This is a genomic window from Aquipuribacter sp. SD81 (assembly GCF_037153975.1).
GTDB lineage: Bacteria > Actinomycetota > Actinomycetes > Actinomycetales > JBBAYJ01 > Aquipuribacter.
Genome location: NZ_JBBAYJ010000026.1, coordinates 1 through 26,919 on the forward strand (window position 1 = coordinate 1; position 26,919 = coordinate 26,919).

General features: G+C 75.4%; 27 protein-coding genes and 2 tRNA genes. 10 read left to right on the forward strand and 19 right to left on the reverse strand.

Annotation, left to right across the window (positions count from 1 at the left end):
• Positions 1 to 72 precede the first annotated feature (72 nt).
• Positions 73 to 146: transfer RNA gene (locus tag WAA21_RS14715), tRNA-Ile, on the reverse strand.
• Positions 147 to 307: 161 nt separating this feature from the next.
• Here WAA21_RS14715 and WAA21_RS14720 point away from each other — a divergent pair.
• On the forward strand, positions 308 to 505 hold the full coding sequence (locus WAA21_RS14720; RefSeq protein WP_336923585.1) for a hypothetical protein: 198 nt from the start codon (positions 308 to 310) through the stop codon (positions 503 to 505).
• Positions 506 to 525: 20 nt separating this feature from the next.
• On the opposite strand, the gene WAA21_RS14725 is transcribed toward WAA21_RS14720, so the two are convergent.
• The 8 genes from WAA21_RS14725 to WAA21_RS14760 form a co-directional block, all read right to left on the reverse strand.
• Positions 526 to 598 (reverse strand) — tRNA-Asn (locus WAA21_RS14725).
• Between the two features lie 109 nt (positions 599 to 707).
• Positions 708 to 1,232, reverse strand: coding sequence for a hypothetical protein (locus WAA21_RS14730; RefSeq protein ID WP_336923586.1), 525 nt, complete (start codon positions 1,230 to 1,232; stop codon positions 708 to 710).
• The gene (dnaG, locus tag WAA21_RS14735; RefSeq protein WP_336923587.1) at positions 1,229 to 3,085 is read right to left on the reverse strand and encodes a DNA primase; all 1,857 of its coding nucleotides are present in this window, start codon (positions 3,083 to 3,085) and stop codon (positions 1,229 to 1,231) included. Before dnaG ends, WAA21_RS14730 begins: the two co-directional genes overlap by 4 nt.
• 22 nt (positions 3,086 to 3,107) lie before the next feature.
• Positions 3,108 to 4,358, reverse strand: coding sequence for an NAD(P)/FAD-dependent oxidoreductase (locus WAA21_RS14740; protein WP_336923588.1), 1,251 nt, complete (start codon positions 4,356 to 4,358; stop codon positions 3,108 to 3,110).
• A 53-nt stretch (positions 4,359 to 4,411) separates the two neighbouring features.
• Entirely contained in the window at positions 4,412 to 5,704 is a 1,293-nt protein-coding gene (locus WAA21_RS14745; protein WP_336923589.1) for a deoxyguanosinetriphosphate triphosphohydrolase, read from the reverse strand.
• Positions 5,701 to 6,321 carry a YdcF family protein gene (locus tag WAA21_RS14750; protein ID WP_336923590.1) on the reverse strand — a complete coding sequence of 207 codons (621 nt, stop codon included), beginning with the start codon at positions 6,319 to 6,321 and terminating at the stop codon, positions 5,701 to 5,703. The genes WAA21_RS14745 and WAA21_RS14750 overlap by 4 nt, the downstream gene beginning before the upstream one ends.
• Positions 6,322 to 6,422: 101 nt before the next feature.
• Positions 6,423 to 7,622: a tRNA dihydrouridine synthase DusB gene (gene dusB / locus WAA21_RS14755; protein ID WP_442893296.1), complete on the reverse strand. Its 1,200-nt coding sequence runs from the start codon at positions 7,620 to 7,622 to the stop codon at positions 6,423 to 6,425.
• Positions 7,623 to 7,671: 49 nt separating this feature from the next.
• Positions 7,672 to 8,439, reverse strand: coding sequence for an SDR family NAD(P)-dependent oxidoreductase (locus WAA21_RS14760; protein ID WP_336923591.1), 768 nt, complete (start codon positions 8,437 to 8,439; stop codon positions 7,672 to 7,674).
• Positions 8,440 to 8,453: 14 nt separating this feature from the next.
• Here WAA21_RS14760 and WAA21_RS14765 point away from each other — a divergent pair, with 14 nt between their 5' ends.
• From WAA21_RS14765 to WAA21_RS14775, 3 genes are all read left to right on the forward strand, one after another.
• Complete coding sequence (locus WAA21_RS14765; RefSeq protein WP_336923592.1) at positions 8,454 to 9,407, forward strand: oxidoreductase; 954 nt, start codon at positions 8,454 to 8,456, stop codon at positions 9,405 to 9,407.
• 6 nt (positions 9,408 to 9,413) lie between these two features.
• Complete coding sequence (locus WAA21_RS14770; protein ID WP_336923593.1) at positions 9,414 to 10,361, forward strand: MSMEG_6728 family protein; 948 nt, start codon at positions 9,414 to 9,416, stop codon at positions 10,359 to 10,361.
• Between the two features lie 155 nt (positions 10,362 to 10,516).
• Complete coding sequence (locus WAA21_RS14775) at positions 10,517 to 12,859, forward strand: putative bifunctional diguanylate cyclase/phosphodiesterase (RefSeq protein ID WP_336923594.1); 2,343 nt, start codon at positions 10,517 to 10,519, stop codon at positions 12,857 to 12,859.
• 280 nt (positions 12,860 to 13,139) lie between these two features.
• Here the strand turns inward: WAA21_RS14775 and WAA21_RS14780 are convergent, their stop codons facing one another.
• On the reverse strand, positions 13,140 to 14,531 hold the full coding sequence (locus WAA21_RS14780; RefSeq protein ID WP_336923595.1) for a glycine--tRNA ligase: 1,392 nt from the start codon (positions 14,529 to 14,531) through the stop codon (positions 13,140 to 13,142).
• An 85-nt stretch (positions 14,532 to 14,616) separates the two neighbouring features.
• Positions 14,617 to 14,982 carry an antibiotic biosynthesis monooxygenase family protein gene (locus WAA21_RS14785; protein WP_336923596.1) on the reverse strand — a complete coding sequence of 122 codons (366 nt, stop codon included), beginning with the start codon at positions 14,980 to 14,982 and terminating at the stop codon, positions 14,617 to 14,619.
• 90 nt (positions 14,983 to 15,072) lie between these two features.
• Between WAA21_RS14785 and WAA21_RS14790 the strand changes: the two genes are divergently transcribed.
• From WAA21_RS14790 to WAA21_RS14810, 5 genes are read left to right on the forward strand one after another with little or no spacing between them, the layout of a single operon-like run.
• Complete coding sequence (locus WAA21_RS14790) at positions 15,073 to 16,161, forward strand: metal ABC transporter substrate-binding protein (RefSeq protein WP_336923597.1); 1,089 nt, start codon at positions 15,073 to 15,075, stop codon at positions 16,159 to 16,161.
• Positions 16,152 to 16,907 (forward strand): metal ABC transporter ATP-binding protein, encoded by a 756-nt coding sequence (locus WAA21_RS14795; RefSeq protein WP_336923598.1) that lies wholly within the window; start codon positions 16,152 to 16,154, stop codon positions 16,905 to 16,907. The genes WAA21_RS14790 and WAA21_RS14795 overlap by 10 nt, the downstream gene beginning before the upstream one ends.
• A 1-nt stretch (position 16,908) precedes the next feature.
• Positions 16,909 to 17,919, forward strand: a complete 1,011-nt coding sequence (locus WAA21_RS14800; protein ID WP_336923599.1) for a metal ABC transporter permease — start codon at positions 16,909 to 16,911, stop codon at positions 17,917 to 17,919.
• A gap of 15 nt (positions 17,920 to 17,934) precedes the next feature.
• Positions 17,935 to 18,354 carry an ArsR/SmtB family transcription factor gene (locus WAA21_RS14805; RefSeq protein ID WP_336923600.1) on the forward strand — a complete coding sequence of 140 codons (420 nt, stop codon included), beginning with the start codon at positions 17,935 to 17,937 and terminating at the stop codon, positions 18,352 to 18,354.
• The gene (locus tag WAA21_RS14810; protein WP_336923601.1) at positions 18,351 to 18,779 is read left to right on the forward strand and encodes a Fur family transcriptional regulator; all 429 of its coding nucleotides are present in this window, start codon (positions 18,351 to 18,353) and stop codon (positions 18,777 to 18,779) included. Before WAA21_RS14805 ends, WAA21_RS14810 begins: the two co-directional genes overlap by 4 nt.
• A gap of 19 nt (positions 18,780 to 18,798) precedes the next feature.
• Here the strand turns inward: WAA21_RS14810 and WAA21_RS14815 are convergent, their stop codons facing one another.
• Genes WAA21_RS14815 through leuA form a run of 5 tightly spaced genes read right to left on the reverse strand, consistent with a single transcriptional unit; the run spans position 18,799 to position 23,919 of the window.
• The gene (locus tag WAA21_RS14815; protein WP_336923602.1) at positions 18,799 to 19,563 is read right to left on the reverse strand and encodes a DUF1980 domain-containing protein; all 765 of its coding nucleotides are present in this window, start codon (positions 19,561 to 19,563) and stop codon (positions 18,799 to 18,801) included.
• Positions 19,560 to 20,651, reverse strand: coding sequence for a permease (locus WAA21_RS14820; protein WP_336923603.1), 1,092 nt, complete (start codon positions 20,649 to 20,651; stop codon positions 19,560 to 19,562). Before WAA21_RS14820 ends, WAA21_RS14815 begins: the two co-directional genes overlap by 4 nt.
• Positions 20,652 to 20,661: 10 nt before the next feature.
• The gene (locus WAA21_RS14825; protein ID WP_336923604.1) at positions 20,662 to 21,447 is read right to left on the reverse strand and encodes an isoprenyl transferase; all 786 of its coding nucleotides are present in this window, start codon (positions 21,445 to 21,447) and stop codon (positions 20,662 to 20,664) included.
• A complete protein-coding gene (recO, locus tag WAA21_RS14830; protein ID WP_336923605.1) occupies positions 21,444 to 22,175 on the reverse strand; it encodes a DNA repair protein RecO in 732 nt (243 codons plus the stop codon). Before recO ends, WAA21_RS14825 begins: the two co-directional genes overlap by 4 nt.
• A gap of 43 nt (positions 22,176 to 22,218) precedes the next feature.
• Positions 22,219 to 23,919, reverse strand: coding sequence for a 2-isopropylmalate synthase (leuA, locus tag WAA21_RS14835; protein ID WP_336923638.1), 1,701 nt, complete (start codon positions 23,917 to 23,919; stop codon positions 22,219 to 22,221).
• A gap of 289 nt (positions 23,920 to 24,208) precedes the next feature.
• Here leuA and WAA21_RS14840 point away from each other — a divergent pair, with 289 nt between their 5' ends.
• On the forward strand, positions 24,209 to 24,874 hold the full coding sequence (locus WAA21_RS14840) for a DUF305 domain-containing protein (protein ID WP_336923606.1): 666 nt from the start codon (positions 24,209 to 24,211) through the stop codon (positions 24,872 to 24,874).
• Positions 24,875 to 24,966: 92 nt separating this feature from the next.
• On the opposite strand, the gene WAA21_RS14845 is transcribed toward WAA21_RS14840, so the two are convergent.
• Genes WAA21_RS14845 through WAA21_RS14855 form a run of 3 tightly spaced genes read right to left on the reverse strand, consistent with a single transcriptional unit; the run spans position 24,967 to position 26,865 of the window.
• Positions 24,967 to 25,518 carry a DUF3618 domain-containing protein gene (locus tag WAA21_RS14845; RefSeq protein ID WP_336923607.1) on the reverse strand — a complete coding sequence of 184 codons (552 nt, stop codon included), beginning with the start codon at positions 25,516 to 25,518 and terminating at the stop codon, positions 24,967 to 24,969.
• Complete coding sequence (locus tag WAA21_RS14850; RefSeq protein ID WP_336923608.1) at positions 25,482 to 25,964, reverse strand: phage holin family protein; 483 nt, start codon at positions 25,962 to 25,964, stop codon at positions 25,482 to 25,484. Before WAA21_RS14850 ends, WAA21_RS14845 begins: the two co-directional genes overlap by 37 nt.
• Positions 25,951 to 26,865 (reverse strand): hypothetical protein, encoded by a 915-nt coding sequence (locus tag WAA21_RS14855; RefSeq protein ID WP_336923609.1) that lies wholly within the window; start codon positions 26,863 to 26,865, stop codon positions 25,951 to 25,953. The genes WAA21_RS14850 and WAA21_RS14855 overlap by 14 nt, the downstream gene beginning before the upstream one ends.
• Positions 26,866 to 26,919 lie beyond the last annotated feature (54 nt).

Here is a 26,919-nt window from a genome sequence, read left to right on the forward strand (position 1 = left end):
CAGCCGAAACACCGTCAACCATCACCCGACGACGAAACGTCAAGGATGAGGCGAAGGTGCACAACCGCCCTGTAGGGCAGGTGGGGCTTGAACCCACGACCGACGGATTATGAGTCCGCTGCTCTGACCGACTGAGCTACTGCCCCGCGCGCCGGCGCCCCGACGGCCCGGTCACGCTACCGCGCGAGACCGCCGAGAGGCCGCCGCCCAGCACCGTCACGCAGCGCGACGGTCCCGCGACACTCCGATGTCCACATCCTGCGTCCGGTCCTCGACGGTGGGGGTCCGCAGCAGTAGCGTCGTGAGCGTGACGGAGTGCCCGGACTGCCGCTACTGCTCGCCGGACGAGCACGCGGCCCAGCGGCTGGGCTGGCCACGGCCGACGCAGTGGTTCGAGCAGCCCTGCCCCTCGTGCTTCCACCGCCTGCGCGCGCACGAGACCGGCGTCCCGCAGTGCGTCGACGTGGTCGGTGCGCTCGCCGGCGAGACGACCCGCACCGCCTGACGGCCCGGGCGCCCGAGGCGCTCCCGCAGTTGGACTCGAACCAACAACCTGCCGGTTAACAGCCGGCTGCTCTGCCAATTGAGCTATGCGGGACCGGGGCGCGCGGAGGAGTACCCCCGTCGGCAACCCGACGCCGACGAGGTTAGCACCCGCGCCGGCCCGTCCCCGCCGCCCCGCGGGGCGAGGCACCCGTCCGCGGGTGTCAGCCGCGCAGCCCCAGCTCGCGCTCCAGCCGCTCCCGCGTCTCGGCCACGAGCGCCGCGACCTCCGGGTCCGACAGGTCGACGCCGGCGTCGGCCATGACCTGCACGTGCACCTGCTCCTCCGGCGTCCGCCGGGCGGCCACGTGCACGTGCCGGCCGCGACGCACCTCGACCGGGTACGTCTGCACGACGCTGTTCTGCACGCGCTCCCGCACGGTCTCCGGCAGCCGCCGGGGCGCGGTCCCCACCGGCACGGCCCAGCGCGCCCCGTCGACCAGACGCACGTCGAGGACCCGCTCCTCCGGCACCGTCGTCGCGGTGCGCACGTCGACCCAGCGCACGGAGCGGGCCGTGTCCGGCTCGCCCTCCTCGCCGAGCGTCGTGACGACGTGGAGGGCGTGGGTGGTGGCGAAGGTCCACCCGCCCTCGACGGCCGCGACGGCGAGCACCCGCTCCCCCGGCACCAGCGACGCCGCGGTGACGACCGCAGCCGGCAGCCGCGGCCGGCGCCGGCCCCACCTCACGGCACACCACCGAGCGCCCGCTCGCGCAGCGAGCGCTGCCGTGCCTGCGCCTCCAGCAGCTCCTTCTGCGCCTGCTCGTACGCCTCGGCGTCGTGCGCCCGGTCGAGGCGGTTGAGCCGGCGCAGCGCGTCCATGACGACCCGGTTGGCCTCGATCTCGGCGACCTTCGCCACGGCCGAGGTCGCGAAGCGCGGCAGCTCCTTCTCCCCCGCCGGCAGGTCCATGACCGCGAGCCGGGTGAGCAGCGGCTGCACGGTCGACGGCGCGACCGAGCGGACGGCCTCCAGCACCTCCGCGCCGGTGCGGCCGGTGGCCCCACCGACCGCGAGCAGCGTCTCGTGGACGACCCGGTGCGCCGGCACGGTGAACGCCTCCTCGCCGAGCGCGTCGACCAGCGCCCCCACGTGGTCGGGCACCTGCAGGGCGCAGGCGAGCGCGAACCTCTCGGTCATGGCGACGGGGTCGTCGGCGTCGGAGCGCGCCGCGGGCCGCGGTGCCTCGGCGGGTCCGCCGCGCGCGGCGCGCGCCACCCGCTGCACGACGAAGCGCTCGTCGAGGAAACCGAGCCAGCGGTCCAGGCTGACCGCGTAGCGGTGACGCAGCTCGCGGTCCTTGATCGCCGCGACGATGGGCGCGGCCGCGTCGAGGCCCCGCAGGCGCCCCTCCTCGGTGTCGAGGTCGACGTCGCCGAAGGTCGAGCGGATGACGAACTCGAACATGGGGATGCGCCGCTCCACGAGCGCCCGCACCGCCGCGTCGCCCTCGCTCTGCCGCAGGTCGCACGGGTCCTTGCCGCTGGGCTCGACCGCCACGAAGGTCCGCGCGACGAACTGCTGGTCGCTGGCGAACGCGCGCATCGCCGCCTTCTGCCCGGCCGCGTCGCCGTCGAAGGTGAAGACGACCTCGCCCGTGGCGGTCACGTCGCCGATGAGCCGGCGCGCGAGGCGGGCGTGGTCGTCGCCGAACGCGGTGCCGCACGTGGCGACCGCCGTCGTGACGCCCGCGAGGTGGGCGGCCATGACGTCGGTGTACCCCTCGACCACCACGAGGCGCCGCTCGCGGGCGATGTCGCGCTTGGCGAGGTCGACCCCGTAGAGGACGGTCGACTTCTTGTACAGCGGCGTCTCGGGGGTGTTGAGGTACTTCGCCTCGATGCGGTCGTCGTCGTACAGCCGTCGGGCGCCGAAGCCCAGCGTGTCCCCGGTCACGTCACGGATCGGCCACAGCAGGCGGCCGCGGAAGCGGTCGTAGAGCCGGCCGGACTGGTTGCGCCCGGCGAGCCCGGCGGTCACGAGCTCGTCGTCGGTGAAGCCGCGCCCCCGCAGGTGCCGGACGAGCTCCTCCCCCGCCCGCGGGGCGTAGCCGACGCCGAAGTGCACGGCGGCGGCCCGGTCGAAGCCGCGCTCGGCGAGCAGGGTGCGCGCGGGCGCCGCCTCGGTGCCCATCAGCTGCTGGGCGTACCAGGCGCTCGCGGCGGCGTTGGCCTCGACGAGGCGCTGGCGCTGCCCGATCGGCGCCCGCGGCCCCGCGGGGCGACCGCCGGGGGTCTCCTCGTAGCGCAGCTGCACGCCCGCGCGGGCGGCGAGGCGCTCGACGGCGTCGGTGAAGCCGAGGTGGTCGATCCGCATGACGAAGGCGATGGCGTCGCCGCCCTCGTCGCAGCCGAAGCAGTGCCACACCCCCAGCTGGGGGCGCACCTGGAACGACGGCGTCTTCTCGTCGTGGAACGGGCAGAGGCCCTTCAGCGACCCCGACCCGGCGCGCCGCAGGGCGACGTGGTCGCCGACGAGCTCGTCGATGCGGGTGCGCTCCTTGACCGCGGCGACGTCCTCGTCCCTGATCCGCCCGGCCACCGTCCGAGTCTAGGTCGGCTGCTCACACCCTGACGTCGCCGAGGGGGACCTGGGGATCGGCGAGGCGTGCGACGTCGACCTCGGCGCGGCCCGTCACGAGGTCCTTGACGGTGTCGGCGTCGTCCCAGCCGTCCACGTGCAGCCCGGCCACCAGCCGGCCCGCCTCGTGCCAGAACGCGAACCACGGGGTGCCGACGTCCGAGGCCGGTGCGGCGGCCCGGACCACGACGTGGTGCCGCGTCGGGTCGGCGAGGCCCCGGTACTCCAGCCCCGCGCCGAACTGGTCGCTCCAGAAGAACGGTGCGGAGTCCCACCCCTCGCCCTCGCGCAGCGCCCCGGCCATCGACCGGCCGGCCAGCGGCCCGCCGTCGCTCGCGGCGGCGTAGTGCTCGAGGCGGACCTGCTCGCCGACCCACGTGTTGTGGGCGCGGGCGACGTCGCCCACGGCGAAGACGCGCGGGTCCTCGGTGCGGAACGCGGCGTCGACGAGGACACCGTCGTCGACCGCGAGGCCGGCCGCCTCGGCGAGCTCGGTGCGCGGCGTGATGCCTACCCCCACGACGACCGTGGCGGCGGGCAGCCGCGTGCCGTCGGCGAGCTCGACCTCGCCGACCGTGCCGTCGCCGTGCAGCCGGGCGACCTGCGTGCCGTCGACGAGCCGCACCCCGGCAGCGGTCGCGAGGTCGGCGAAGCGGTGCCCGACGACCTCGCCGAGGACGCGCTCCAGCGGCACCTTCGCGTTGTGGACGACGGTCACCTCGACACCGGCCCTCCGGGCGGCGCTCGCGACCTCCAGCCCGATCCAGCCGGCACCGACGACGACGAGCGGGCCGCCGGCGTCGATGGCCGCGCGGACGGCGTCGGAGTCCTCGCGCGTGCGCAGGGTGAGGACGCCGTCGAGGTCGGCACCGTCGACGGGCAGCGGGCGCGGCGCGGACCCGGTCGCGAGCAGGAGCCGGTCGTAGCCGAGCCGCTCGCCGTCGTCGAGGACGACCTCCGCGGCGTCGCGGTCGACCTCGCGGACCCGCGTGCCGGTCCGCAGGTCGACGTCGTGCTCCGCGTACCAGCCGCGGTCGTGGACGAGGAGGCCGTCGGCCCCGGACTGCCCCTGCAGGTAGTCCTTGCTCAGCCCCGGCCGCTCGTACGGCTCGTGCCGCTCCTCACCCAGGACGGTGACGGACGCGTCGGCGTCGGCCTCCCGGATCGCGGCCGCGGCACCCGCCCCGGCCAGACCGCCGCCCACGACCACGTGACGGGTGCGCTGCTCGCTCATGACGGGAGCAGAGCACGCCGCGGCCCGCTCCGCACCCGCGCCGGGCAGGCGGCCTAACGCGGCGAGCGGACGAGCGCCCGGTGCCAGGCGACGGCGCTGGTGTCGGTGAGCGCCGCGACCTGGTCGACGACGACCCGCAGCGCCGCGGCGTCGTCCGGCGCGTCGGCGAGGTCGGCGGCGTAGGCCGCCTGCAGCCGGGAGGGGTCCGCCACGAGCGCCGCGACCAGCTCGGCGAGGAGCTCGCGCTGGCGGGCGTAGAGCGGCGCCTGCTCGTCGGCGCTCATGACGAAGTGCGCGGCGACGGCCTTGAGCGACAGGATCTCCGCGCGGGTCGCCTCGGGCACGACGAGGTCGGCCCGGTGCCGGGCGAGCGGACCGGGGCCGTGGACCGCCTGGGTGGCGCCGTCGACCGCGGCCACGAAGCGCCCGACGAGGGTGCTCGTGAGGTCCTTGAGCGCGGCGAGGGCGCGCCGGGAGCCGTCGTGGTCGCCGACCCACTGCGGCAGGGCGCGGAGCCGGTCCAGCGCGTCGGGCACGACGTCATCGGCGAGGTCGGCGTCGTACCAGCGCCGTGCGGTCTCGGCCACCGCACGGCGGGTGCCGGGGTCGGCGAGCGCACCGAGGTCGAGCATGCCCGCGACGACGCCGTCCTCGACGTCGTGGACGCTGTAGGCGACGTCGTCGGCGAGGTCCATCACCTGCGCCTCGACGCTGCGCCGGCCGGCTCGGGCCCCCGCCCGCAGCCACGCGAACACGTCGAGGTCGTCGGCGTAGACGCCGAACTTGCCGGGCGACACCCACGCCGGGGCGTCGCCGCGCCGCCACGGGTACTTGGTCGCGGCGTCGAGGCTCGCGCGGGTGAGGTTGAGCCCGACGCTGCGCCCGTCCCCGCGCACGACCTTCGGCTCCAGCCGCGTGAGCACCCGCAACGTCTGGGCGTTGCCCTCGAACCCGCCCGCGGCCGCGGCCACCTCGTCGAGCAGGGCCTCGCCGTTGTGGCCGAACGGCGGGTGCCCGAGGTCGTGGGCGAGGCACGCGGTGTCGACGACGTCGGGGTCGCACCCGAGCCCGCCGCCGAGCTCACGGCCCACCTGGGCGACCTCGAGGCTGTGGGTGAGGCGGTTGCGCACGAAGTCGTCGCTGTCGGGACCGAGGACCTGCGTCTTCGCCGCGAGCCGCCGCAGCGCGGAGGAGTGCAGCAGCCGGGCACGGTCCCGGGCGAAGGCCGTGCGCCTCGAGCGTTTCGGGGCCTCCGGCACCCACCGCTCGCTGTCGTCCGGTCCGTACCCGTCGGACGGCGCGGGCCCGCCGTGGCCCGCCGCTGGCGGGGCGTCGGTGCTCGTCACCCGGTCACGCCCCTGACGAGGGCGAGCGCACGGTCGAGGGCGACCGCGCCCTGGTGGGCGAGCACCGCGACCGTCTCCCGCGCCACGTAGCTGGCGACGCGGGTCGCGACCTCGGTGCTCGGTCCGTCCCGCACCGGGCTCGCCCCGGCGACCGGGAGCCCGAGGGTGTCGGCCATGACACGGACCCGGTAGACGTGCCACGGGTCGCTCACGACGACGACACCCTCCCAGCCGCGGTCGGCCGCGAGCCGGGACACGGGCAGCAGGCTGTCGTAGGTGTTGCCGCCCTCGGTGACCGCGACGACCGCCTCGGCGGGCACGCCGCGGTCCACGAGCCAGGCCTCGCCGGCGCCGGCCTCGGTGAAGCGGTCGCCCTCCTGGTTCCCGCCGGTCGTGACGACGACCGGCGCGACGCCGGCCTCGTACAGGTCGAGCGCGTGCTGCAGGCGCGACTCGAGCACGGCGGCGGGCTCGCCGTCCAGCTGCGCGGCGCCGAGCACGACGACCGCGTCGGCCTGCGGCCGCTCGTCGCGCCCGGCGACCTGCACGACGCGGACCGCGACAACCGCGGGCACCACCAGGACGGCGAGCAGCGCGAGCGAGGTCGCGAGCGCCACGAGGCGGCGCAGGCGCCGACCCGCGACGCGGCGCCGGTCGGCCCACCGGCGGGAGGCCGGCGACCGTGTTGCCGTACTCCGGGTGTCCGGGACCGTGCGGCTCATCCGCCCGACACCGACGCCTCGGCGGCCGCCACCTCCGCCGCGCCGCTCGCGTCGAGGCTGCGGCTGCGCAGCCAGCCGTCGGGCAGGGCGACGGGTCGCGGGCTGCCGGCACGGCCGCGCTGGCCCTCGGCCGCCTCGCCCGGGTAGGCCGCGTCCAGCGGCATCTCGGCGGTGACGGCGTCGATGTCGGCGAGGCTGTCGACGAGCGCGAGCCGCACCCGGAGCTCGTGGCCCACCGGGTACCCCTTGAGGTACCAGGACACGTGCTTGCGGATGTCGCGGCACGCGCGCGCCTCGTCGGCCATGTTGTCGGCGAGCAGCTCGGCGTGGCGGCGGAACGCCGCCACCACCGTCCGCAGGTCGGGGCGGGTGCGGGCGGGGTCGCCGGCGAGGGCGGCGGCGATGTCGGCGAACAGCCACGGCCGTCCGAGACAGCCGCGCCCGACGACGACCCCGTCGCAGCCGGTCCGCTCGACCATCGCGACGGCGTCCTCGGCGGAGAACACGTCGCCGTTGCCGAGGACGGGCACCTCCGCGGGCAGAGCGTCGCGCAGCCGGGCGATGGCGTCCCAGTCCGCCGACGGCGCGTACAGCTGGGCGGCGGTGCGCCCGTGGAGGGCGACCCAGGCGGCGCCCTCGTCGACGGCGGCACGACCGGCGTCGAGGTACGTGAGGTGGTCGGCGTCGATGCCCTTCCGCATCTTCACCGTGACGGGCACGCCGGCGGGCTCGGCGGCGCGCACGACCGCCCGCACGACCGCCCGGAACAGGTCCGCCTTCCACGGCAGCGCGGCACCGCCGCCGCGGCGGGTGACCTTCGGGACGGGGCAGCCGAAGTTGAGGTCGACGTGCTCGGCCCGGTCGAGCTCGAGCAGCGTGTCGACCGCCCGGGCGGCCGTGGCGGGGTCGGTGGCGTACAGCTGGACCGACTTCACCGGCTCGTCCGGGTGGTGCTCGGTGAGGCGCAGCGACTCCGGGGTGCGCTCCACGAGCGCACGGCTCGTCACCATCTCGGACACGTACAGCCCCGCGCCGCCGCCGAGCTCGCGGCACAGCCGCCGGAACGCCGCGTTCGTGATGCCCGCCATCGGCGCGAGCACGACGGGCGCGCCGAGCACGCGGTCGCCGAGACGCAGCGCCCGGTCGCCCGCGGTCGCGGGCGCGCCGGTCTGCGGCGGCAGGGTCGTCGCGGTCACCGGACCAGGGTAGGTGCCGCGGGCGGGTGCCCCGCTGTACGAGCCCGCCTCAGCGCGGGGCCATCCGGATGGCGCCGTCGAGGCGGATGACCTCCCCGTTGAGCAGCGGGTTCTCGACGATGTGCGCCGCGAGCATCGCGTACTCCTCGGGACGGCCGAGCCGGGCCGGGTGCGGGACCTGCTGCGCGAGCGAGGCCCTCGCGTTCTCGGGCAGGCCCGCCATCATGGGCGTGTCCATGATCCCCGGCGCGATGGTCATGACGCGGATGTGGTGCTCGGCGAGGTCGCGCGCGACCGGCAGCGTCATGGCCGCGACGCCGCCCTTGGACGCGGAGTACGCGGCCTGGCCGACCTGGCCGTCGAAGGCCGCGACGCTCGCGGTGCCGATGAGCACGCCCCTGTCGCCGTCGACCTCCTCGTTGCCGACCATCGCCTCCGCGGCGAGGCGGAACAGGTTGAACGTGCCGACGAGGTTGACGGCGACGACCTGCTGGAAGCCGGCGAGCGGGGCGACGCCGCGCTTGCCGTACGTCTTGGTCGGCGGGGCGATGCCCGCGCACGCGACGGCCACCCGCAGCGGGCCGGCCCCGGTCGCGGTGGCGACGGCCGCCGCCAGCTGCTCCTCGTCGGTGACGTCGGCGGGCGCCGCGAGCACGCGACCGGCGCCGGCCAGCTCCGCCGCGGCGGCGTCGAGCCGCTCGCCGGGCAGGTCGACGAGCACGACCGTCGCGCCGTCGGCGGCGAGACGCTGGGCGGTGGCACGACCGAGGCCGGACGCGGCCCCGCTCACCATGACGACGCTGTCGGTGATCCTCACGGGCCGTCACCCTAGTGGCGCGGGGCCGACGCGCCCCGACGCGCCGGGCGTGTGAGGGTGCCGTCATGGACCTACGCGGACGCACGGTGCTGGTGACAGGTGCGAGCGACGGGCTCGGTCTCGAGTCCGCCGTCGCGCTGGAGCGCGCCGGGGCGCGCGTGCTCATGACGGCCCGGGACCCCGCCAAGGGGGCCCGTGCCGTCGCACGTGTGCAGCAGGAGGTGCCGGGCGCGACGGCGCAGGTCGTCGCGCTCGACCTCGCCGACCTCGCCTCGGTGCGCGACGCCGCCGAGGACGTGCACCGCCGCGTCGACGGCCTCGACGTCGTCATCGCCAACGCCGGCGTCATGATGCCGCCGGAGCGCCGCACGACCGCGGACGGCTTCGAGCTGCAGATCGGCACCAACCACCTCGGGCACTTCGCGCTCGTGGGCCTGCTCCTGCCGCTGCTGCGGCAGCAGCCGGGCTCACGCGTGGTGAGCGTGTCGAGCCTCGCGGCGCGCGGCGGCTACATGGACCTGCAGGACCTGCAGTGGGAGCGCCGCCCGTACGACCGGCAGCAGGCCTACGGCGCGAGCAAGCTCGCGAACCTGCTGTTCGCCTTCGAGCTGGAGCGGCGGCTGCGCGCCGCGGGCGCGGCCACCCTGAGCGTCGCCGCGCACCCCGGGGTGAGCGGCACGAACCTCATGTCGACGATGCGGGTCCCGTCGGTCCTGGAGCGTCTGAGCAAGCTCGTCATGGCCTCACCGCGGCAGGCGGCGCGGCCCCAGCTGCACGCCGCGACCGCACCCGGCGTGGTGGGTGGGGAGTTCTGGGGGCCGAAGGGGCTCGGCGAGGTCCGTGGCCGCGGCGTGGCGCACGCCACCGTCCCCTCCAACGCGCTCGACCAGCAGGTCGCGCGCGACCTGTGGACGGCTTCGGAGGAGCTGACGGGCGTGACGGTCGACCTGCCGTCGCCCACCTCCTGACCCGGCGTGCAGACCTTCCTGCCCTACCCCGACGACCGGGCGAGCGCCGCGGTCCTCGACGACAAGCGGCTCGGCAAGCAGCGGGTGGAGTGCCTGCAGGTGCTGCGCGCACTCACGTGGGTCGACTACGGCTGGCGCAACCACCCCGCGGTGCGGATGTGGCGCGGGTTCGTGCCCGCGCTCGTGGCGTACTCGGCGGCCGTCTGCGACGAGTGGGCGGCGCGGGGACGCGTGGACGCGGTGAAGGAGACGGTGCTGTCGTTCACCGGTGGGGTCGAGCCGGACCGCGACCGGCTGGTGGCCGACGGGCAGGTGCCGCCGTGGCTCGGGCTCGACGCCGTGCACCAGTCCCACCGCTCGGCGCTCGTGCGCAAGGACCCGGCGCACTACCGGCCGTTCTTCCCCGACGTGCCCGACGACCTGCCGTACGTGTGGCCGCGCGCGTCGTTCCCCCGCTGGCCGCTGCGGCGCGGGCACCACCACGCGCTGCCCCTGGCCGCGGCCCTCGACCTCGTCGGTGCCGAGACGGTGCCGGAGGACTGGGCCGCGGTGCTGGCCGACCTCGCCGCCGGCCGCTCCCGCGAGGTGGTCGGCGATGCCGACGCGCTGCCGCTGCTCGGCGTGCTCGCGGGCCTCGTGACGCCCGGCCGCACCGTGTGGCTGAGCCCGGGGGCACGCCTCGCCGCCTCCTCCCCCGCCCCGGCCCCGGGGCCGCCGCTGGAGGGCAGCGTGCGGTCCGCCTCGATCGCGCGGCAGCCGGGTGAGGCGGACCTGGTCCAGGTCGCGGCGGAGGCGGCCGCCCTCGACGACCCGGAGTTCCGCTTCCTGCGGCCGCACCAGGTCGCGCGGGGCCTGCCGGACGGCACGGGCCTCGTCGTGCTCGACCCCGACCTCGGTGCGGCGCCGACCGCGAGCGGCCACCCTGCGCCCGTGCTGAGGCTTCGCGCCGCCTGAGGGTTCGGGGCACCTCCGGGGTGCTGCGGGACGGCGCTCAGGTTCCGGCGCCGACGTGCCGATCAGGGGACGGGCGGACCCGCCCCGACCGGAGGCGTCGGGCCGAGCGCCCACCGACCGGGCGAGCCGGAGCCGAGCAGCCGGAGGAGCAGCACATGCCGCGAGCGACGCAGCACGTGGTGGCCGACGGCGTCGACCCCGCGGGAGCCGTCGACCCCGACGTCCCCGTCGCCGACCGGGCTGACGGCCTGCTCGCCCGCACCCGGCGCCTGTTCCTCGTCGCGGCGCTGGTCTCCCTCGGCTTCACCCTGCCGGCCCCCCTCGTCGGCGGCAGCGGCGCCGGCGTGGTGCTCGCGCTGGCGGGCGCAGCGGTCGTCGCCACCTCCTCCGTGCTGCGCTACCGGCGCCGACGCCCGTGGTGGGGCCACGACGCGGCGGAGGCGCTCGGCGTCGCGGCCTTCTCCGCCGCCTGCTCACAGCCCGCGGTCGGCTTCGGCTTCGCCTTCGCGCTGCTGTGGTTCCGCAGCGTGCACGGCAGCACCCGCGAGATGGTGGTGTACGCCGGCGGGCTGGCCGGCGGGCTGCTGGCCGCCGTCCCTCTGTGGTCCGCCGTGCCCGGTCACGAGGGGTCCACCCCGGCCGAGCCGATCCTCGGCGCGCTGCCGGTCATGCTCGTCACGGCCGGCGTGGCGCGCTACCTCGCCGTGGAGCTCATCGCGCGCGAGCAGGCACAGCGGCGGGACGCGGCCCTCGCCCGGCTGGGCGGCAACCTGCTGGGGGTCACCGAGCGCGAGGTGGTGTACGCCCACGCCTGGCGCGCGACCGAGGAGATCTGCCGCGCCTCACCCGGCCTGCGCGTGCTCGCGGTCGCCCGGGACGACGACGACCACCCGCACGTGCGCGGCCAGACGGCGGGCTGGCGGCACGAGCCCGTGCACCTGCCGGACACCGTGTCGCTGCCCCGGCGGGTCACGGACGTGCCCGCCGACCTCGCCGCCGCGCTCGACGAGGCCGCCGGCGTCCGTTGCGCGTGGGCCCTGGTGCCCCTGCCCGACCAGCCGGAGGGCGACCTCGTCGTCGGCGCCCCCGGCCAGGTGCCGCAGGACGTGCTGGTGGCGCTCCGCTCGATGACGTCGCAGGTCGCCCTCGCCTGCCGGGCCGGCGACGCCCACGCCGACCTCGCGCGGCAGGCCTCCACCGACGGGCTGACGGCGCTCGCGAACCGCACCTCCTTCACCGCCGCGCTGGCCCGGGCGCTGCAGGACGAGCCGGGTACCGCGCTGCTGTTCATCGACCTCGACGACTTCAAGGTCGTCAACGACGGCCGCGGCCACGTCGTCGGGGACGAGCTGCTCCGCGAGGTCGCGACCCGCCTGGCGGGTGCCGTCCGACCGGGCGACGCGTGCGCGCGCCTCGGCGGCGACGAGTTCGGCGTCCTGCTCACCGGTGTCGACGAGGCGGCCGCCCTCGAGGTCGCCCACGACGTCGTGGCGGCGCTGGGCCAGGGCTTCCGGCTGCGCGGGGCTTCGGTGTCGCTCGGCGCGAGCGTCGGCGTGGCCATGGCCGACGACGGCGTCGACGCGATCGGCCTCGTCCAGCGCGCCGACGTCGCGATGTACGCCGCGAAGGCGGCGGGCAAGGGGCGGGTCCAGCTGTTCGGGACCGACCTGCTCCGCCCGGACGCGGAGGCCCGGTTCCACGCCGAGCTCGCGGCGGCCGCACCGCTCGGCCAGGTGGTCGTGCACTACCAGCCGGTCCTCGACGCCCGGGACGGACGCTGCACCGCCGTGGAGGCGCTCGTCCGGTGGCAGCACCCCGAGCGGGGCCTCCTCGCCCCCGGGCACTTCGTGGCCGCCGCCGAGCGCAGCGGGGCCGTCGTCGCGATCGGGGCGGCGGTGCTGGAGGCCGCGTGCGACTTCGCGGGTGCCCTCGACGACGCAGGGCACGAGTCGGTCACCGTCCACGTCAACGTGTCGGCCGTCCAGCTCACGCACCCGGGCTTCTACGACCTCGTGGCCGACTGCCTCGTGCGGCACGGGATGGTCCCGGGACGGCTGTGCCTGGAGGTGACCGAGTCGATGGTCCTCGACGACCCGGGGATCGCCGACCGGCTGCACAGCCTGGTCGACCTCGGGGTCCGCGTCGCGATCGACGACTTCGGCACCGGCTACTCGGCCCTCACCACGCTCACGACGCTCCCGCTGCACACCGTGAAGATCGACCGCTCGTTCGTCACCGGGCTGCCGGACGACACCCGCGGGAGCACCGTCGTCGACGCCATCGTCGACCTCGCGCACCGACTCGGCCTGCGCGCGGTGGCGGAGGGCGTCGAGCGCCCCGAGCAGCAGGACGCGCTGCGCCGCGCCGGCGTCGACGCGGTGCAGGGGTTCCTGCACCGCCGCCCCGGCACCGACGCCGAGGTGCTGCGCTGGCTCGCGGCGCGCACGGCGGCCCCCGTCACCGCACCCCTCGCCCTCGTGCGGCAGCGGACCGGCTGACGGCCCCCGCGGGTCGGCGGCCACCGTCGCCTGCCCTCGCCCTCCCGCCTGGGAGGGGGTGGGGGGTGCGACCGCTCACGACGAGAGCTGGCTCCGGGGTGCCGGCGCGCGGCGTGTCGCCGTCAGGACCCAGCAGTCGTCGGCCGGCGACCGGTGCTGGGTCCACGACCCGCCCGTCGGCGTGTCGCGGTCCCCCACCCAGCCCTCGTCGTGAGCGCCCGGCACCCCACCCCGGTGCCGCCGGGCCCCTGAACTGCTGGGGCCGACGGTGCGCGGGAGCTCAGCAGCCGACGAGCCGGGCGGCCAGCCAGCCCTCGATGGCGTCGAGCCCGATGCGCTCCTGCGTCATCGTGTCGCGTTCGCGGACGGTGACGGCCTGGTCCTCGAGGGTGTCGAAGTCGACCGTCACGCAGAACGGCGTACCGATCTCGTCCTGGCGGCGGTAGCGCCGCCCGATCGCCCCGGCGTCGTCGAACTCGACGTTCCAGTGCTTCCGCAGGGCGGTCGCGAGGTCCTTCGCCTTGGGCGAGAGGTCTGCGTTGCGCGACAGCGGCAGGACGGCGACCTTGACCGGCGCGAGCCGGCGGTCGAGCCTGAGCACGACGCGCTGGTCGACGCCTCCCTTGGCGTTCGGCGCCTCGTCGACGGTGTACGCCTCGAGCAGGAACGCCATCATCGGCCGGCCGACACCCGCTGCGGGCTCGATGACGTACGGCACCCAGCGCTCGTTCGTGGTCTGGTCGAAGTACGACAGGTCCTGGCCCGAGTGCTGCGAGTGCGTCGTCAGGTCGAAGTCGGTGCGGTTCGCGACGCCCTCCAGCTCGCCCCACTCGCTGCCGCTGAAGCCGAAGCGGTACTCGATGTCGACGGTTCGCTTCGAGTAGTGCGACAGCTTCTCCTTCGGGTGCTCGTAGTGACGGAGGTTGTCGCGGTCGATGCCGAGGTCGACGTACCAGTCGGTCCGGTGGTCGATCCAGTACTGGTGCCACTCCTCGTCGGTGCCGGGGGCGACGAAGAACTCCATCTCCATCTGCTCGAACTCGCGGGTGCGGAAGATGAAGTTGCCGGGGGTGATCTCGTTGCGGAACGACTTGCCGACCTGGCCGATGCCGAACGGCGGCTTCTTGCGCGCCGAGCCCATGACGTTGGCGAAGTTGACGAAGATGCCCTGCGCGGTCTCGGGGCGCAGGTAGTGCAGCCCCGACTCGTCCTCGACCGGGCCGAGGTAGGTCCGCAGCAGGCCGTTGAAGTCGCGCGGCTCCGTCCACTGCCCGCGGGTGCCGCAGTTGGCGCACGCGATGTCGGCGAGGCCGTTCTCGGGCGCCCGGCCCTTCTTCTCCTCGAACTCCTCCAGCAGCTGGTCGGCGCGGAAGCGCTTGTGGCAGCTCTGGCACTCCGTGAGCGGGTCGGTGAAGGCGCCGACGTGGCCGGAGGCGACCCACACCTGGCGCGGCAGGATGACGGAGGAGTCGAGGCCGACGACGTCCTCGCGGCTCGTCACCATGTAGCGCCACCACTGGCGCTTCACGTTCTCCTTGAGCTCGACGCCGAGGGGGCCGTAGTCCCACGCGGAGCGGGTGCCGCCGTAGATCTCGCCGCTGGGGTAGACGAACCCCCGGCGCTTGCTGAGGCTGACGACGTCGTCGATGCGGCTGGATGCCTTCGCTGCCATGTCGGTTCTCCGTCCGGCTGGGGTGTCGGCGAGCACGGCAAGGCTAGGGGGTCGCGTGCGGGCCGCCGCACACGAGGACCGGTGCTCAGACCTTGTCGTCGCCCAGGCCGATGGTGTCGGCGTCGGCGGCCCGGTCGCTCCCCCGCTCCCGCAGCGCGCCGCCCGGTCCGGACTCCACGAGCGGCTCGAACGCCGACGGCTCGTCGACGGCGAGGTACATGAGCGGGTGCGCGTGCAGCTTGACCTCGTAGGAGCCCAGCGCCCGCCGGTAGGCGCCGACCGAGTCCCACCACGTCGTGAGGGTCCACAGGTCGGGCTCGTCGGTGGAGCGCCCGACGACACCGTGCACGTGGCCGGGCCGGGCGGCGAGCACGGCGAGGGCCGTGCGGGCGCGCTCGAGGAACTGCGGCGACTCGGAGTCCGGGACGCGGTAACGGGTGACGGCGAGCACGCCCCGACGCTACGCCGGGCGCGGGCACAGGTGGTCCGATGCGCACCCGCGCAGTTGTCCTCGTGGCGAACGATTCTCACAATCGGACGCATGCGCCTCTCCCGTCCGGTGACCCTGCTCGGCGGCGTCGCCGCGTCCGCTCTCGTCCTCGCCGCGTGCGGCGGGGCCGACGACGGCACCCAGGACGCCGCGCCGCTCGACGTCGCCGACGCGGTCGCCGCGGAGGAGGCCTCCCGGGCGGCGACCTCCACTGCGGCACCGGCCGGCGAGGCCGGCTCGTCGCTCGCGGTGACGGCCGCGTTCTACCCGCTGCAGTACGTCACCGAGCAGGTCGGCGGCGACCGGGTCGAGGTCACCGCGCTGACCCCGCCCGGGGTGGAGGCGCACGACCTCGAGCTGAGCCCGCAGTCGCTGGCGGGGCTGCAGGACACGGACCTGCTGGTCCTGCTCGGCGGCTTCCAGCCGGCGGTCGACGAGGCGGCGGGCAGCGCCGGGGTGCCGACGCTCGACCTCGCGCCGGTCGCCGACCGGCCCTACGGGGAGGACGCCGGGGAGCACGAGCACGCCGACGACGAGCACACCGACGACGAGCACACCGACGAGCACGCCGAGGACGAGCACGCCGAGGACGAGCACGCCGACGAGCACGACCACGGCGACACCGACCCGCACTTCTGGACCGACCCCACGCACGTGGCCGAGGCGGCGGGCCTCGTCGCGGCCGAGCTCACCGAGCTCGACCCGGCCGGTGAGGAGACGTACGCGACCAACCTCGCCGCCCTCCAGGACGAGCTGGCCGGCCTGGACGAGCGGATGCGCACGGCCCTCGCGGACTGCGAGGTTGAGGTGCTCGTCACCGCGCACGACGCCTTCGGGTACTTCGCCGACCGCTACGGCTTCGAGGTCAGGCCCATCAACGGCCTGACGCCCGACCAGGAGCCGGACGCGCGCACCCTCGGCGAGATCGCCGACTTCGTCGAGGACAGCGGCGTCTCGACGGTCTACACCGAGACGCTGGTCTCCTCGCGCGTCGCCGACACCGTCGCGGCGGAGGCGGGCGTGACGACGGCGGTCCTCGACCCCGTCGAGGGACTCACCGAGGAGTCCGCGGCACAGGACTACGTTGGCGTCATGGAGGCGAACACCGAGGCCGTTCGCGCGGGCCAGTCGTGCCGCTGACCAGCGCGTCGCGGTCGGCGGCCGTCCGGGTCGCGCGCGACGGCAGCGTCCCCGCGCTGTCGGTGCGGCACGCGACGGTCGGCTACGACCGTCGGCCCGTCGTCCGCGACGCCGACCTCGAGGTCGCCGACGGCGAGGCCGTGGCCCTGCTCGGGGCCAACGGCTCCGGCAAGTCGACGCTCGTGCGGGGCGTGCTCGGCCTCGCCGACGTGCTCGAGGGCCACGTCGACGTGCTCGGGGAGCACGTGGAGCACGGCGCGTCCGCCGCGGCGAGCCTCGTCGGCTACGTGCCGCAGCGCCACAGCGTCTCCGGCGCCGTGCCGAGCACGGCGGCGGAGGTCGTCGCCTCCGGGCTCCTCGCCTCGCGCGGGTTCTGGCGTTCGCCGCGGCGCGGCGACCGCGCTCGCGTGCTCGGCGCGCTCGACGAGGTGGGGCTCGCCGACCGCGCGCACGAGCGGCTGTCGCGGATGTCCGGCGGCCAGCAGCGGCGGGTGCTCATCGCGCGGGCGCTCGTGTCCGACCCCTGCCTGCTCGTGCTCGACGAGCCGACGGTCGGCGTGGACCGGGCGAGCACGGAGCAGCTCGTCGCCACGCTCGCCGGTGTCAAGGCGAGCGGGCGGGCGCTGCTCGTCGTCACCCACGACCTCGCGGAGCTGCAGGACGTGCCGGACCGTGCCGTCACCCTCGTCGGCGGCCGCGTGGTCGAGGACGTCCGGCTGCGGCGACCCGACCGGACGGCGGTGTGAGGTGCTGAGCCTCCTCGACTACGACTTCATGCGCCGGGCGCTCGTCGCCGCCGTGCTCGTGGGCGGCGTCGCCCCCACGGTCGGCGTCTTCGTCGTGCAGCGGCGCCTCAGCCTCATCGGTGACGGCATCGGTCACGTCGCTCTCGCCGGGGTCGCCGTGGCCCTGCTGACGGGGGGCTCACCCACCTGGGTCGCGCTCGTCGCGGCCGTGCTCGCCGCCGTCGCGCTCGAGCTCGTCCGCGCGACAGGGCGGACGAGCGGCGACCTCGCCCTCGCGATGCTCTTCTACGCCGGCATCGCCGCGGGCGTCGTGCTCGTGAGCCTGTCCCCCGACGGCAGCGCCGCGAACCTCGTCGCCTACCTGTTCGGGTCCATCACCACGACGACGACCGCGGACCTCGCGCTGTTCGCGGGGCTCGCGGCGGTCGTCGCCGTCGCGGTGCTCGTGCTGGGCCGGACGCTGTACGCCGTCAGCGACGACGAGGAGTTCGCGCGGGCGTCGGGCCTGCCGGTGCTCGCGGTCAACGTCGTGCTCGCGGTCCTCGTGGCGGCGACGGTCGTGCTCAGCATGCGCGTGGTCGGGCTGCTGCTCATCAGCGCCCTCATGGTCGTGCCGGTCGCGCTCGCCCAGCTCGTCGCCCGCAGCTTCGCCCAGACCGTCGTCGTGGCGGTCGCGACCGGGCTGCTCGCCTCCCTCACCGGCACGGCGGTGTCCTTCTACGCCGACACGCCCTCGGGCGGGACCATCGTGCTGCTCGCCGTCGGCGCCTTCGCCGTCGTCGCCCTGGTGACGGCCGGCACGGCGGCGGTGCGGGCCCGGGTGAACCGGGCCCGGCACGGCCGGGACGGTGCCGGCCACGACGACCACGTGCACCACGACGAGCACGTCCACGGCGGGCCGGGATGCGAGCACGAGGCGGTTCCGCACCGCGACCACGTCGACTACCTGCACGACGGGCACCGCCACGCGCCACGCCTCACCCACCACGGCGTCGGCTACGACGAGCACTGAGCGCGGAGGACGACGATGGACGACGGCACCGGTACCCCGACGGCCACCGCGGAGGTCCCCGCCGACCCGGAGGCGCCCCTGGGCCACCAGGGCGTCATCGAGCGCTACGAGGCCGTCAGCGAGCTGTTCCGCACCCTCAGCTCGCCGGTGCGGGTCGCGCTCGTCACCCTGCTCACCGACCGCGAGATGTGCGTGCACGAGCTCGTCGACTCCCTCGGCCTGCCGCAGCCGCTCGTGTCGCAGCACCTGCGGATCCTGCGCGACGCCGACCTCGTCGCCCGCACGCGGCGGGGCCGCGAGGTCGCCTACGTCCTCACCGACGACCACGTCGCCCACATCGTCGCCGACGCCCGCCAGCACTCCGGCGAGGGCGCGGACAGCGAGGGTGAGCCCGTCGAGCCGCACCCGGACGGCGTGCCAGGCTTGGCGCCGTGAGCAGCACGACCGCCCCGGCCGCCTCCCCCGCCCGCCGCAACACGCGGCAGCGTGCGGCCGTCGTCGCCGCGCTGCAGGCCACCGAGGAGTTCGTGAGCGCCCAGGACCTGCACGCCACGATGCGCGAGGGCGGCGAGCGCGTCGGCCTCGCGACCGTCTACCGCTCGCTGCAGCAGCTGAGCGACGACGAGCGCGTCGACGTCCGCCGCGGCGAGGACGGCGAGGCGCTCTACCGGCTGTGCAGCACCGGGCACCACCACCACCTCGTGTGCCGCGTGTGCGGCGCGACCGTCGAGGTCGAGTCCAGCGCGGTCGAGCGCTGGGCGTCACGGCTGGCCGCCGAGCACGGGTACACCGACGCCGCGCACACCGTCGAGGTGACCGGCACCTGCCCGCGGTGCTCGGCCCACCCCGGCACCGCCTGACCACCCGCGCCGGCGGTCGCTACTCGTAGACGTTCGCGGGCCGCTCCACCACCGTCACGCTGCTCGCGTCGAGCACCGGCACGGTGTACGGGTCGGGCTCGCCCTCGATCGGCACGAGCGTGCCGCGGACCTCCAGCCACGTGTCGGGCGCGGGCGCGGTGTCGGTGCCGGTGACGTCGACGGTGAAGGCGTAGCCGTCGGCCGCGCAGCAGAACATGCTGACGCGGGCGAGGGTGAACGCCGCGTCGGCACCGCCGACCGGCACCTCCTCCGCCGACGGCCCGCCCTGGGCCGCCTCCCCCGCGGGGACCGCGAAGCCGGTGAGCACGACCTCGCGGTCCTCGAGGGCGCCGGAGGTGTCGTAGACGGCGCGCTCGACGAACTCCCGGACCGTCAGGGCGACAGGCCCGTCCTCGGGCAGCGGGCCGTACGGGCTGAGCGGCTCGGCGACGCGCGCGGAGGAGCGGTCGATGCTGTCCGCGCCGAGGGCGGGCGGCGGCACGACGTAGACCGCGAGCACCGGCACCAGCAGCAGCCACGCCACACGCGGCTCGCCGTGCCCGTGGCCGTGCCCCGCGTGGCCGGCCGAGGCGAGGGCGGCGCGCCCGGGCGACGTCTCCCGCAGCAGCCCGACCGCCCCGAGCACGCTGAGCACGACACCGCTCAGCAGCAGCGGCCAGTACATGAGGTCCTTGACGTAGTCGACGTAGCCGCCCCCGACCACCAGGCGCAGGCACGCCCCGCCGAGCATCATCATGACGGCGGCCCCGATCGCCCGGGTCACAGCAGCACCACCCCGACCACGAGCGCCGCGAGGACCGCGACGACGAAGGTGAGCGGCGCGAAGCGCGCCGCGAAGCGGCGGCCGAACCAGCCCGCCTGCATGGCGACGAGCTTCACGTCGACGGCCGGGCCGACGACCATGAACGCCAGCAGCGCCGGCATGGGCAGCGGCGCGAAGCTCGCCGCCACGAAGGCGTCGGCCTCGGAGCAGATGGCGACGGCGACGGCGAGCAGCGCCATCGCGAGCACCGACAGCCACAGGTTGTCGGCGAGCGCGTCGATCCAGCGGGTGGGCACGGCCACGTTGACCGTCGCGGCGATGGCGGCGCCGAGCACGAGGAACCCGCCGGCGTGGAGCATGTCGTGCTGCAGGGCGCCCCGGAAGCGGGTGAAGCGCGGCTGGTCCTCGTCGTCGTCGCGCTCGGGCAGCCGCAGCAGGCCCGGCGTCCCGAAGCGGAGCCACACGAGCGCGACGACGACGGCCACCGTCAGCGAGGCGACGAAGCGCGCGAGCACGACCTCGGGCCGGCCGGGGAAGGCGACCGCGGTGGCGACGAGCACGACGGGGTTGATGGCGGGCGCCGACAGCAGGAACGCGAGCGCCGCGGCCTGGTGCACCCCGCGGCGCACGAGGCCCGCGGCCAGCGGCACCGACGCGCACTCGCACCCGGGCAGCACCGCCCCGGACAGCCCCGCGACCCCGATGGCGGGCACGCTGCGCCGAGGCACCGCCGCGGTGATCCACCGCTGCGGCACGTAGACGACGAGCAGCGCGGACAGCAGCACGCCGAAGACGAGGAAGGGCACGGCCTGCACGACGAGCGCGACGAAGACCGTCGACCACGTCGCGATGCCCGGCCGGTCCAGCAGCGCCGCGATCGGCTCGCGCAGCAGCAGCACCCCGACGAAGGCGGCCGTGATGAGGGCGGCCCCGACGATGCCGTCGTCGCCGAGCGACCAGCGCCCCGCCGGACGACCGCCGTCGTCACCGGCCCCGTCGTCGTGGTCGTGGTCGTGGTCGTGGTCCCGGCCGTGGTGACCCGCGTGCAGCGGCTCCGTCGCCGTGGCCGCCGGTTCCTGCGTGCTCACGCCGTCCGCCTCATGTCCGGGCCTCCCCCACCGCGTCGACCGCTCCGCCCCACCGGCGGTCGCGGCGCGCGTACAGCTCGCACGCCCGCCACAGGCTGCGACGGTCGACGTCGGGCCACAGCTCGTCGGTGAACACGAGCTCAGCGTAGGCCGACTGCCAGAGCAAGAAGTTACTCGTTCTCATTTCCCCGGACACGCGCCAGAACAGGTCGACGTCCGGCAGGTCCGGCTCGTCGAGGTGGGCGGCGAGGGCGGCCTCGTCGACGTCCTTCGGGTCCAGGCGCCCGTCGCGGACCTCGCGGGCCAGGGCCGCGGCGGCGTCGGCGATCTCCGCACGGCCGCCGTAGTTCACGCACATGGTGAGCGTGCAGACGTCGTTGTCGCGCGTGAGCTCCTCCGCGCGCTCCAGCTCGGTGACGACGCTGCGCCACAGGCGCGGGCGGCGCCCGGCCCACCGCACCCGCACCCCCCAGGAGTGCATCTGGTCGCGGCGCCGGCGGATGACGTCGCGGTTGAAGCCCATGAGGAAGGCGACCTCGTCGGGCGAGCGCTTCCAGTTCTCGGTGCTGAACGCGTAGGCCGACACGTGGCGGACGCCGAGCTCGATCGCCCCGGCGACGACGTCGAGCAGCGCCGCCTCCCCCGCCTCGTGGCCCTTCGTGCGCGGCAGCCCGCGCGCGTTGGCCCAGCGGCCGTTGCCGTCCATGACGACCGCGACGTGGCCGGGGACGAGCGCGGGCGGGATGGCCGGCGGCCGCTCGCCGCTCGGGTGCGGCGGGGGTGCGGTGGGGCTCACGCGCGCTCCACCAGCCGCAGGCTCCGGACGCCGGTCTCCAGGTGCCACTGCAGGAGCGCCGTCACGACACCGCTCGCCCGCCGCCGCGCCCACGTCTCGGTGGCCTCCGCACCGTCCCAGTCCCCGCTCAGCAGGGCACCGAGCAGCAGCATCGACTCCGGCGGCACCTGCGCGGAGCCCGGCGGACGGCACAGCGGGCACACCGCGCCGCCCGCGTCGACCGCGACGGCGGTGTGCGGGCCCTCGGCGCCGCAGCGGGTGCACGCGTCGAACCCGGGCGCGTAGCCGGCGGTCGCCAGCGCGCGCAGGGCGAACGCGTCGAGCACGAGGACGGGGTCGCGGCGGGTCACCGTGAGCGCGTGCAGGGCGCCGACGAGCAGCTGGTACAGCTGCGGGGACGGCTCCCGCTCCACCGGCAGCAGCCGCAGCGCCGTCTCCAGCACGGCCGTGCCCGCGGTGTAGCGGGCGTAGTCCGAGGCGACGTGCTGGCCGAAGGCGTGCAGCGTCTCCACCTGCGTGACGACGTCGAGCGAGCGGCCGGTGTGCAGCTGCAGGTCGACGTGCGACATGGGCTCCAGGCGCGCGCCGAACTTCGAGCGGGTGCGGCGCACGCCCTTGGCCACGGCCCGCACGAGGCCGTTGCCGTGGGTGAGGACGGTGAGGATCTTGTCGGCCTCACCGAGGAGGTGGCTGCGCAGCACGACGCCGCTGTCCCGGTACAGACCCACGGGGCACAGTGTGCCCCGTGGGCCGGGACGCGAGGCGCAGGACCTAGCGCAGGGCGCGGTTGACCGCCGACACGACGGCCTTGAGCGAGGCCGTCACGATGTTGGGGTCGATGCCGACGCCCCACAGCACCTGCCCGCCGACCGCGCACTCGACGTACGCGGCCGCGGTCGCGTCGCCCCCGGCGCTCATCGCGTGCTCGGCGTAGTCGAGCACGCGCACGTCGACGCCGACCTGCGCGAGCGCGGTGGTGAAAGCGGCGATCGGGCCGTTGCCCGTGCCGTCGAGGGCGACCTCGCGCTGCTCGTCGCGCAGCACGACCCGCAGCGAGTCGGTGTCGCCGACCCCGCCGCGCACCTCGGAGGACCGCAGCTCGAACCGGCCCCAGCGGGGGCGCGCCTCCCCCGCGGGCAGGTACTCGTCGACGAAGACGTCCCACAGCTCCGACGGGGTGATCTCGCCGCCGCCGAGGTCGGCGCGCAGCTGCACGGCGTGCGACAGCTCGATCTGCAGCCGCCGGGGCAGGTCGAGGTGGTGCTCGGACTTCATGAGGTAGGCGACGCCGCCCTTGCCGGACTGGCTGTTGACGCGGATCACGGCCTCGTAACTGCGACCGACGTCCTTGGGGTCGACCGGCAGGTACGGCACGGCCCACGTGAACTGCTCGACGGGCGTGCCCGCCTCCCGCGCGTCGCGCTCGAGGTGGTCGAAGCCCTTCTTGATGGCGTCCTGGTGGGAGCCGGAGAAGGCCGTGAAGACGAGGTCGCCGCCGTACGGGTGCCGCTCGTGCACCGGCAGCTGGTTGCAGTGCTCGACGGTCCGGCGGATGTCGTCGATGTCGGAGAAGTCGATCTCCGGGTCGACGCCCTGGCTGAACAGGTTGAGCCCGAGCGTGACGAGGTCGACGTTGCCGGTGCGCTCGCCGTTGCCGAACAGGCAGCCCTCGACGCGGTCGGCCCCGGCCATGAGGCCGAGCTCGGCCGCGGCGACGCCCGTCCCCCGGTCGTTGTGCGGGTGCAGGCTCAGCACGAGGGCGTCGCGACCGGCGAGGTTGCGGTGCATCCACTCGATGGAGTCCGCGTACACGTTGGGCGTCGACATCTCGACCGTCGCGGGGAGGTTGACGATGAGCGGGTCCTCGGGCGTCGGCTCGATGACCTCGGCCACCTCGTTGCACACCCGGGCGGCGAACTCCAGCTCCGTGCCGGTGTAGGACTCCGGGGAGTACTCGAAGCGGATGTGGGTGTCGCCCATCTCCTCGGCGTACTTCTTGCACAGCCGCGCGGCGGAGGTCGCGATGTCGGCGATGCCGTCCATGTCGAGGCCGAACACGACGCGCCGCTGCAGCGTCGACGTCGAGTTGTAGAAGTGCACGATCGCCTGCTTCGCGCCGCGCAGGGACTCGTAGGTGCGGGCGATGAGGTGGTCGCGCGCCTGCGTGAGCACCTGGATGGTGACGTCGTCGGGGATCCGCCCCGTCTCCACGAGGGCGCGGACGAAGTCGAAGTCGGTCTGGCTCGCCGAGGGGAACCCGACCTCGATCTCCTTGTAGCCCATGCGCACGAGCAGGTCGAACATGCGCATCTTGCGCTCGACGTTCATCGGGTCGATGAGGGCCTGGTTGCCGTCGCGCAGGTCGACCGCGCACCAGCGCGGCGCCTGCTCGATGCGCTGCTGCGGCCACGTGCGGTCCGGCAGCTCGACGCGCAGCTGCTCGTGGAACGGCAGGTAGCGGTGGGCCGGCATGCCCGAGGGCTGCTGGGGGTGGATGTGCGCGCGGGTGCGCGGGGTCGTGCTCGTCACGGTGCTCTCCTCGGCTGTGTCACTGCTGACGGCCGGCAGGGGGCATCCTCCGCGACGGGGCGGCCGACCTGTCAGTGGGCCCCGGCGCGGCAGCGAAGGAGGAGGGCTGCCCGGCGCACGCTTCGACCGTACACCGGGCCGTCGCCCCGGGCGCGGTCGTCTCGCCGTGTCCTGCGCCCGACCGCGGGTAGGGGTCGAGCACCACCCCCTACCCCCGAGGAGGCGACGAGCCGTGGACGAGCACACGGACGAGCACACGGACGAGCACGCCGACCGGCACACCGACCGGCGGACGCACGAGGAGCAGGCGCCCGGCGACCGACCGGGTCGGGACGACGACGACGGCGGCGGCGGCGGACAGACGCGCACGTACCTGCGTTTCGCCGCGATGATCCTCACCGGCATGGTCGTGATGTACGCGACCATGTACGCCGCGACCTACGAGTGGTCGCACGTGCGCTGGAGCGAGAGCCGGCTGTTCATGGCGCTCACCATGGGCGGCACGATGGGCCTGGTCATGCTCGCGTGGATGCACTCCATGTACCGCAGCGCCAAGGGCAACGTCGCGCTCGTCGTGGCGAGCCTCCTGCTGCTCGGCGGCGGCGTCGCGCTGGACCGCAGCCAGGCGACGGTCGACGGCACGAGCTGGATGAGCGCGATGATCCCCCACCACTCCCTCGCCATCACGCGCTCGGAGCGGGCGGACATCGTCGACGTCCGGGTCTGCGAGCTCGCGGTGGAGATCAGCGAGGCGCAGCGTCGCGAGATCGACGAGATGGACTGGCTCATCGAGGACGTGCGGGAGAACGGCCCGGCCACCACCGCGGCGCAGGCCGCCGCCCGGCCCGTCCCCGACTTCCCAGCCGAGGCGGTGCGCGACTGCCCGGCGGGCGGCTGAGCCACCAGGCCCGCCGACGGCACACCGGACGACGACGGCCGCCGACCCGCTGGGGTCGGCGGCCGTCGTGGGACCGGCTCCGGCTCGGTCCGTCAGGACGAGCCGGAGGAGACCTCCTCCTTGACCGCGTCCTCCGCGGCGTGCGCCGCGGAGCGGGCGCGGTCGGTGGCCTCCTGGCCGACCTCCTGCGCCTTCTCGCGCAGCGTGTCGGCGGCCTGGCCGAGGTGCTCGTGCTCGAACCGGCTGACGGGGACGAGGAGCCCGGCGATGAACCCTGCAGCCACCGCACCGAGGGCCAGGCCGATCGGGTTGGACTCCGCGAGCCCCTTCGCGCGCTGTGCGCCGTCACCGACGCGGTGGCCCGCGTCGTGGGCGCGGTCGCGTGCCCCGCCCGCGAGGTCGTGGGCCCGGTCGCCGACGGCGTGGGCCCGGTCGCCGACCGAGCCGGCGGCCGAGGACGTGGAGTCGCTCGCGCTGTGCGTCATGCCTGTCACCTTCTCCTTGATGCGCTCGGTCACGTCGTGGACCTTCTCCCGGCTTCGGGCGGGGACGTCGGCCTTGTAGGCCAGGGCGTCGGCCCGCTCGCCCATCCGGGCACGGGTCTCCTCTATGTCCGCGCGGATCTCGTCGGGTTCTTCGCCCACTGCACGTCCTCCTTCACTGTCTCGACGGTCTGCTCCGGTACGGGGGGTGCGGCCTCCTTGAGCGCCTTGCGGCCGGCCGCGGCCAGCACGGCCGCGACCACCGCCCACAGCACGACCGCGACGAGGACGGCCACCCACAGCGGGGCGAACGCGTCCACGACCACGACCAGCAGGGCGGTCACGCTCATGAGGAGGAGCAGGCCCGCGACGCCGGCGCCGGCGAGCATGCCCGCGCCCTTGCCCGCCCGCTTCGCCTTGGCCGAGGTCTCGACCTTGGCCAGCTCGATCTCCTGCTTGACGAGGGTCGAGACGTCGGTGGCCAGGCCGCTCAGCAGCTGTCCGAACGACTCGTGCCGCAGCTCCTCGCGGGTGTGGCCGGTCGCGCCGGTGGGCCCGTCGGAGACGGACCCGGCGTACGCGCCGGTCGTGCGGTCAGCGCCCGACACGGCCCGCCTCCGGGTCGCCCTCGGGGTCCGTGCTCGGCGGGCCGTTGGGGCCGGGGTCGCCCAGCGGCGCCGGGTCGGAGGACGGCACGCCGGGGGTGCTGCCGGGGCCGGTCTCGCGCGAGGGCGCGTCGTGCCCGGGCGGGTCGGGGGCGACGGAGCCCGCGGCGGTCCCGGCGGAGCCGTACGCCCCCGTCGTGCCGGTCGTGCCCGTCGTACCGGTGACCCCGTAGCCCGTCGTCGAGCCGTAGCCCGAGCCGTAGCCCGTCGAGCCGAGCGACGCGCCGGTCGTGTAGCCGGTCGAGTCGGGCGCGTCGCCCCCGCTCGTGCCGTAGCGGCGGGTGAGGTCGATCTCGTCGCGGCCGGCCTCGCCGTACGCGCTCCCGGCGCGGTACCCGCTGCCGGTGCCGTACCCGCTGCCGGTGCCGTACCCGGTACCGGTGCGGTAGCCGTCGCCTGTGCCGTAGCCGCTGCCGTAGCCGTTCCCGCCCAGCTCGGGGCGGTTGCCCGAGCGGCGCTCCGCCGCCGCCCGCACGATGCGCGAGGCCGCGAAGCCGACGACGAGACCGCCGGCCGCCACGGCCCACGGCTGCCGGCGCGCGAAGTGCTCGGCGTCGCCGATGATGCGGTCGGAGTCGGCGTCCCGCAGGTAGCGCGCCGCCTGCTCGCTGTAGGAGGCGAGCCGGTCGACCACCTGGGCGATGGTGTCGTCGCCCCGCTCGCGCATCTGGTCGCCCACGTCGTGGAGCGCGTCCGCGCGGTCCTGCATCTGCTCGCCCGCCTGGGTGGAGCGGCTGTCCACCTGCTCGCGTGCGGCGCCCCCCGCCTGGGAGGACACCTCACGCACCTTGTCCTTCGCGGTGTCCGCGGCGCCGTGCGCCGTGTCCTGCACCGACTGGTTCACGGGATACCTCCTGCTGCTCGGTGCTCGGGTCCTTCGGTCAGGGGGGCACTACCC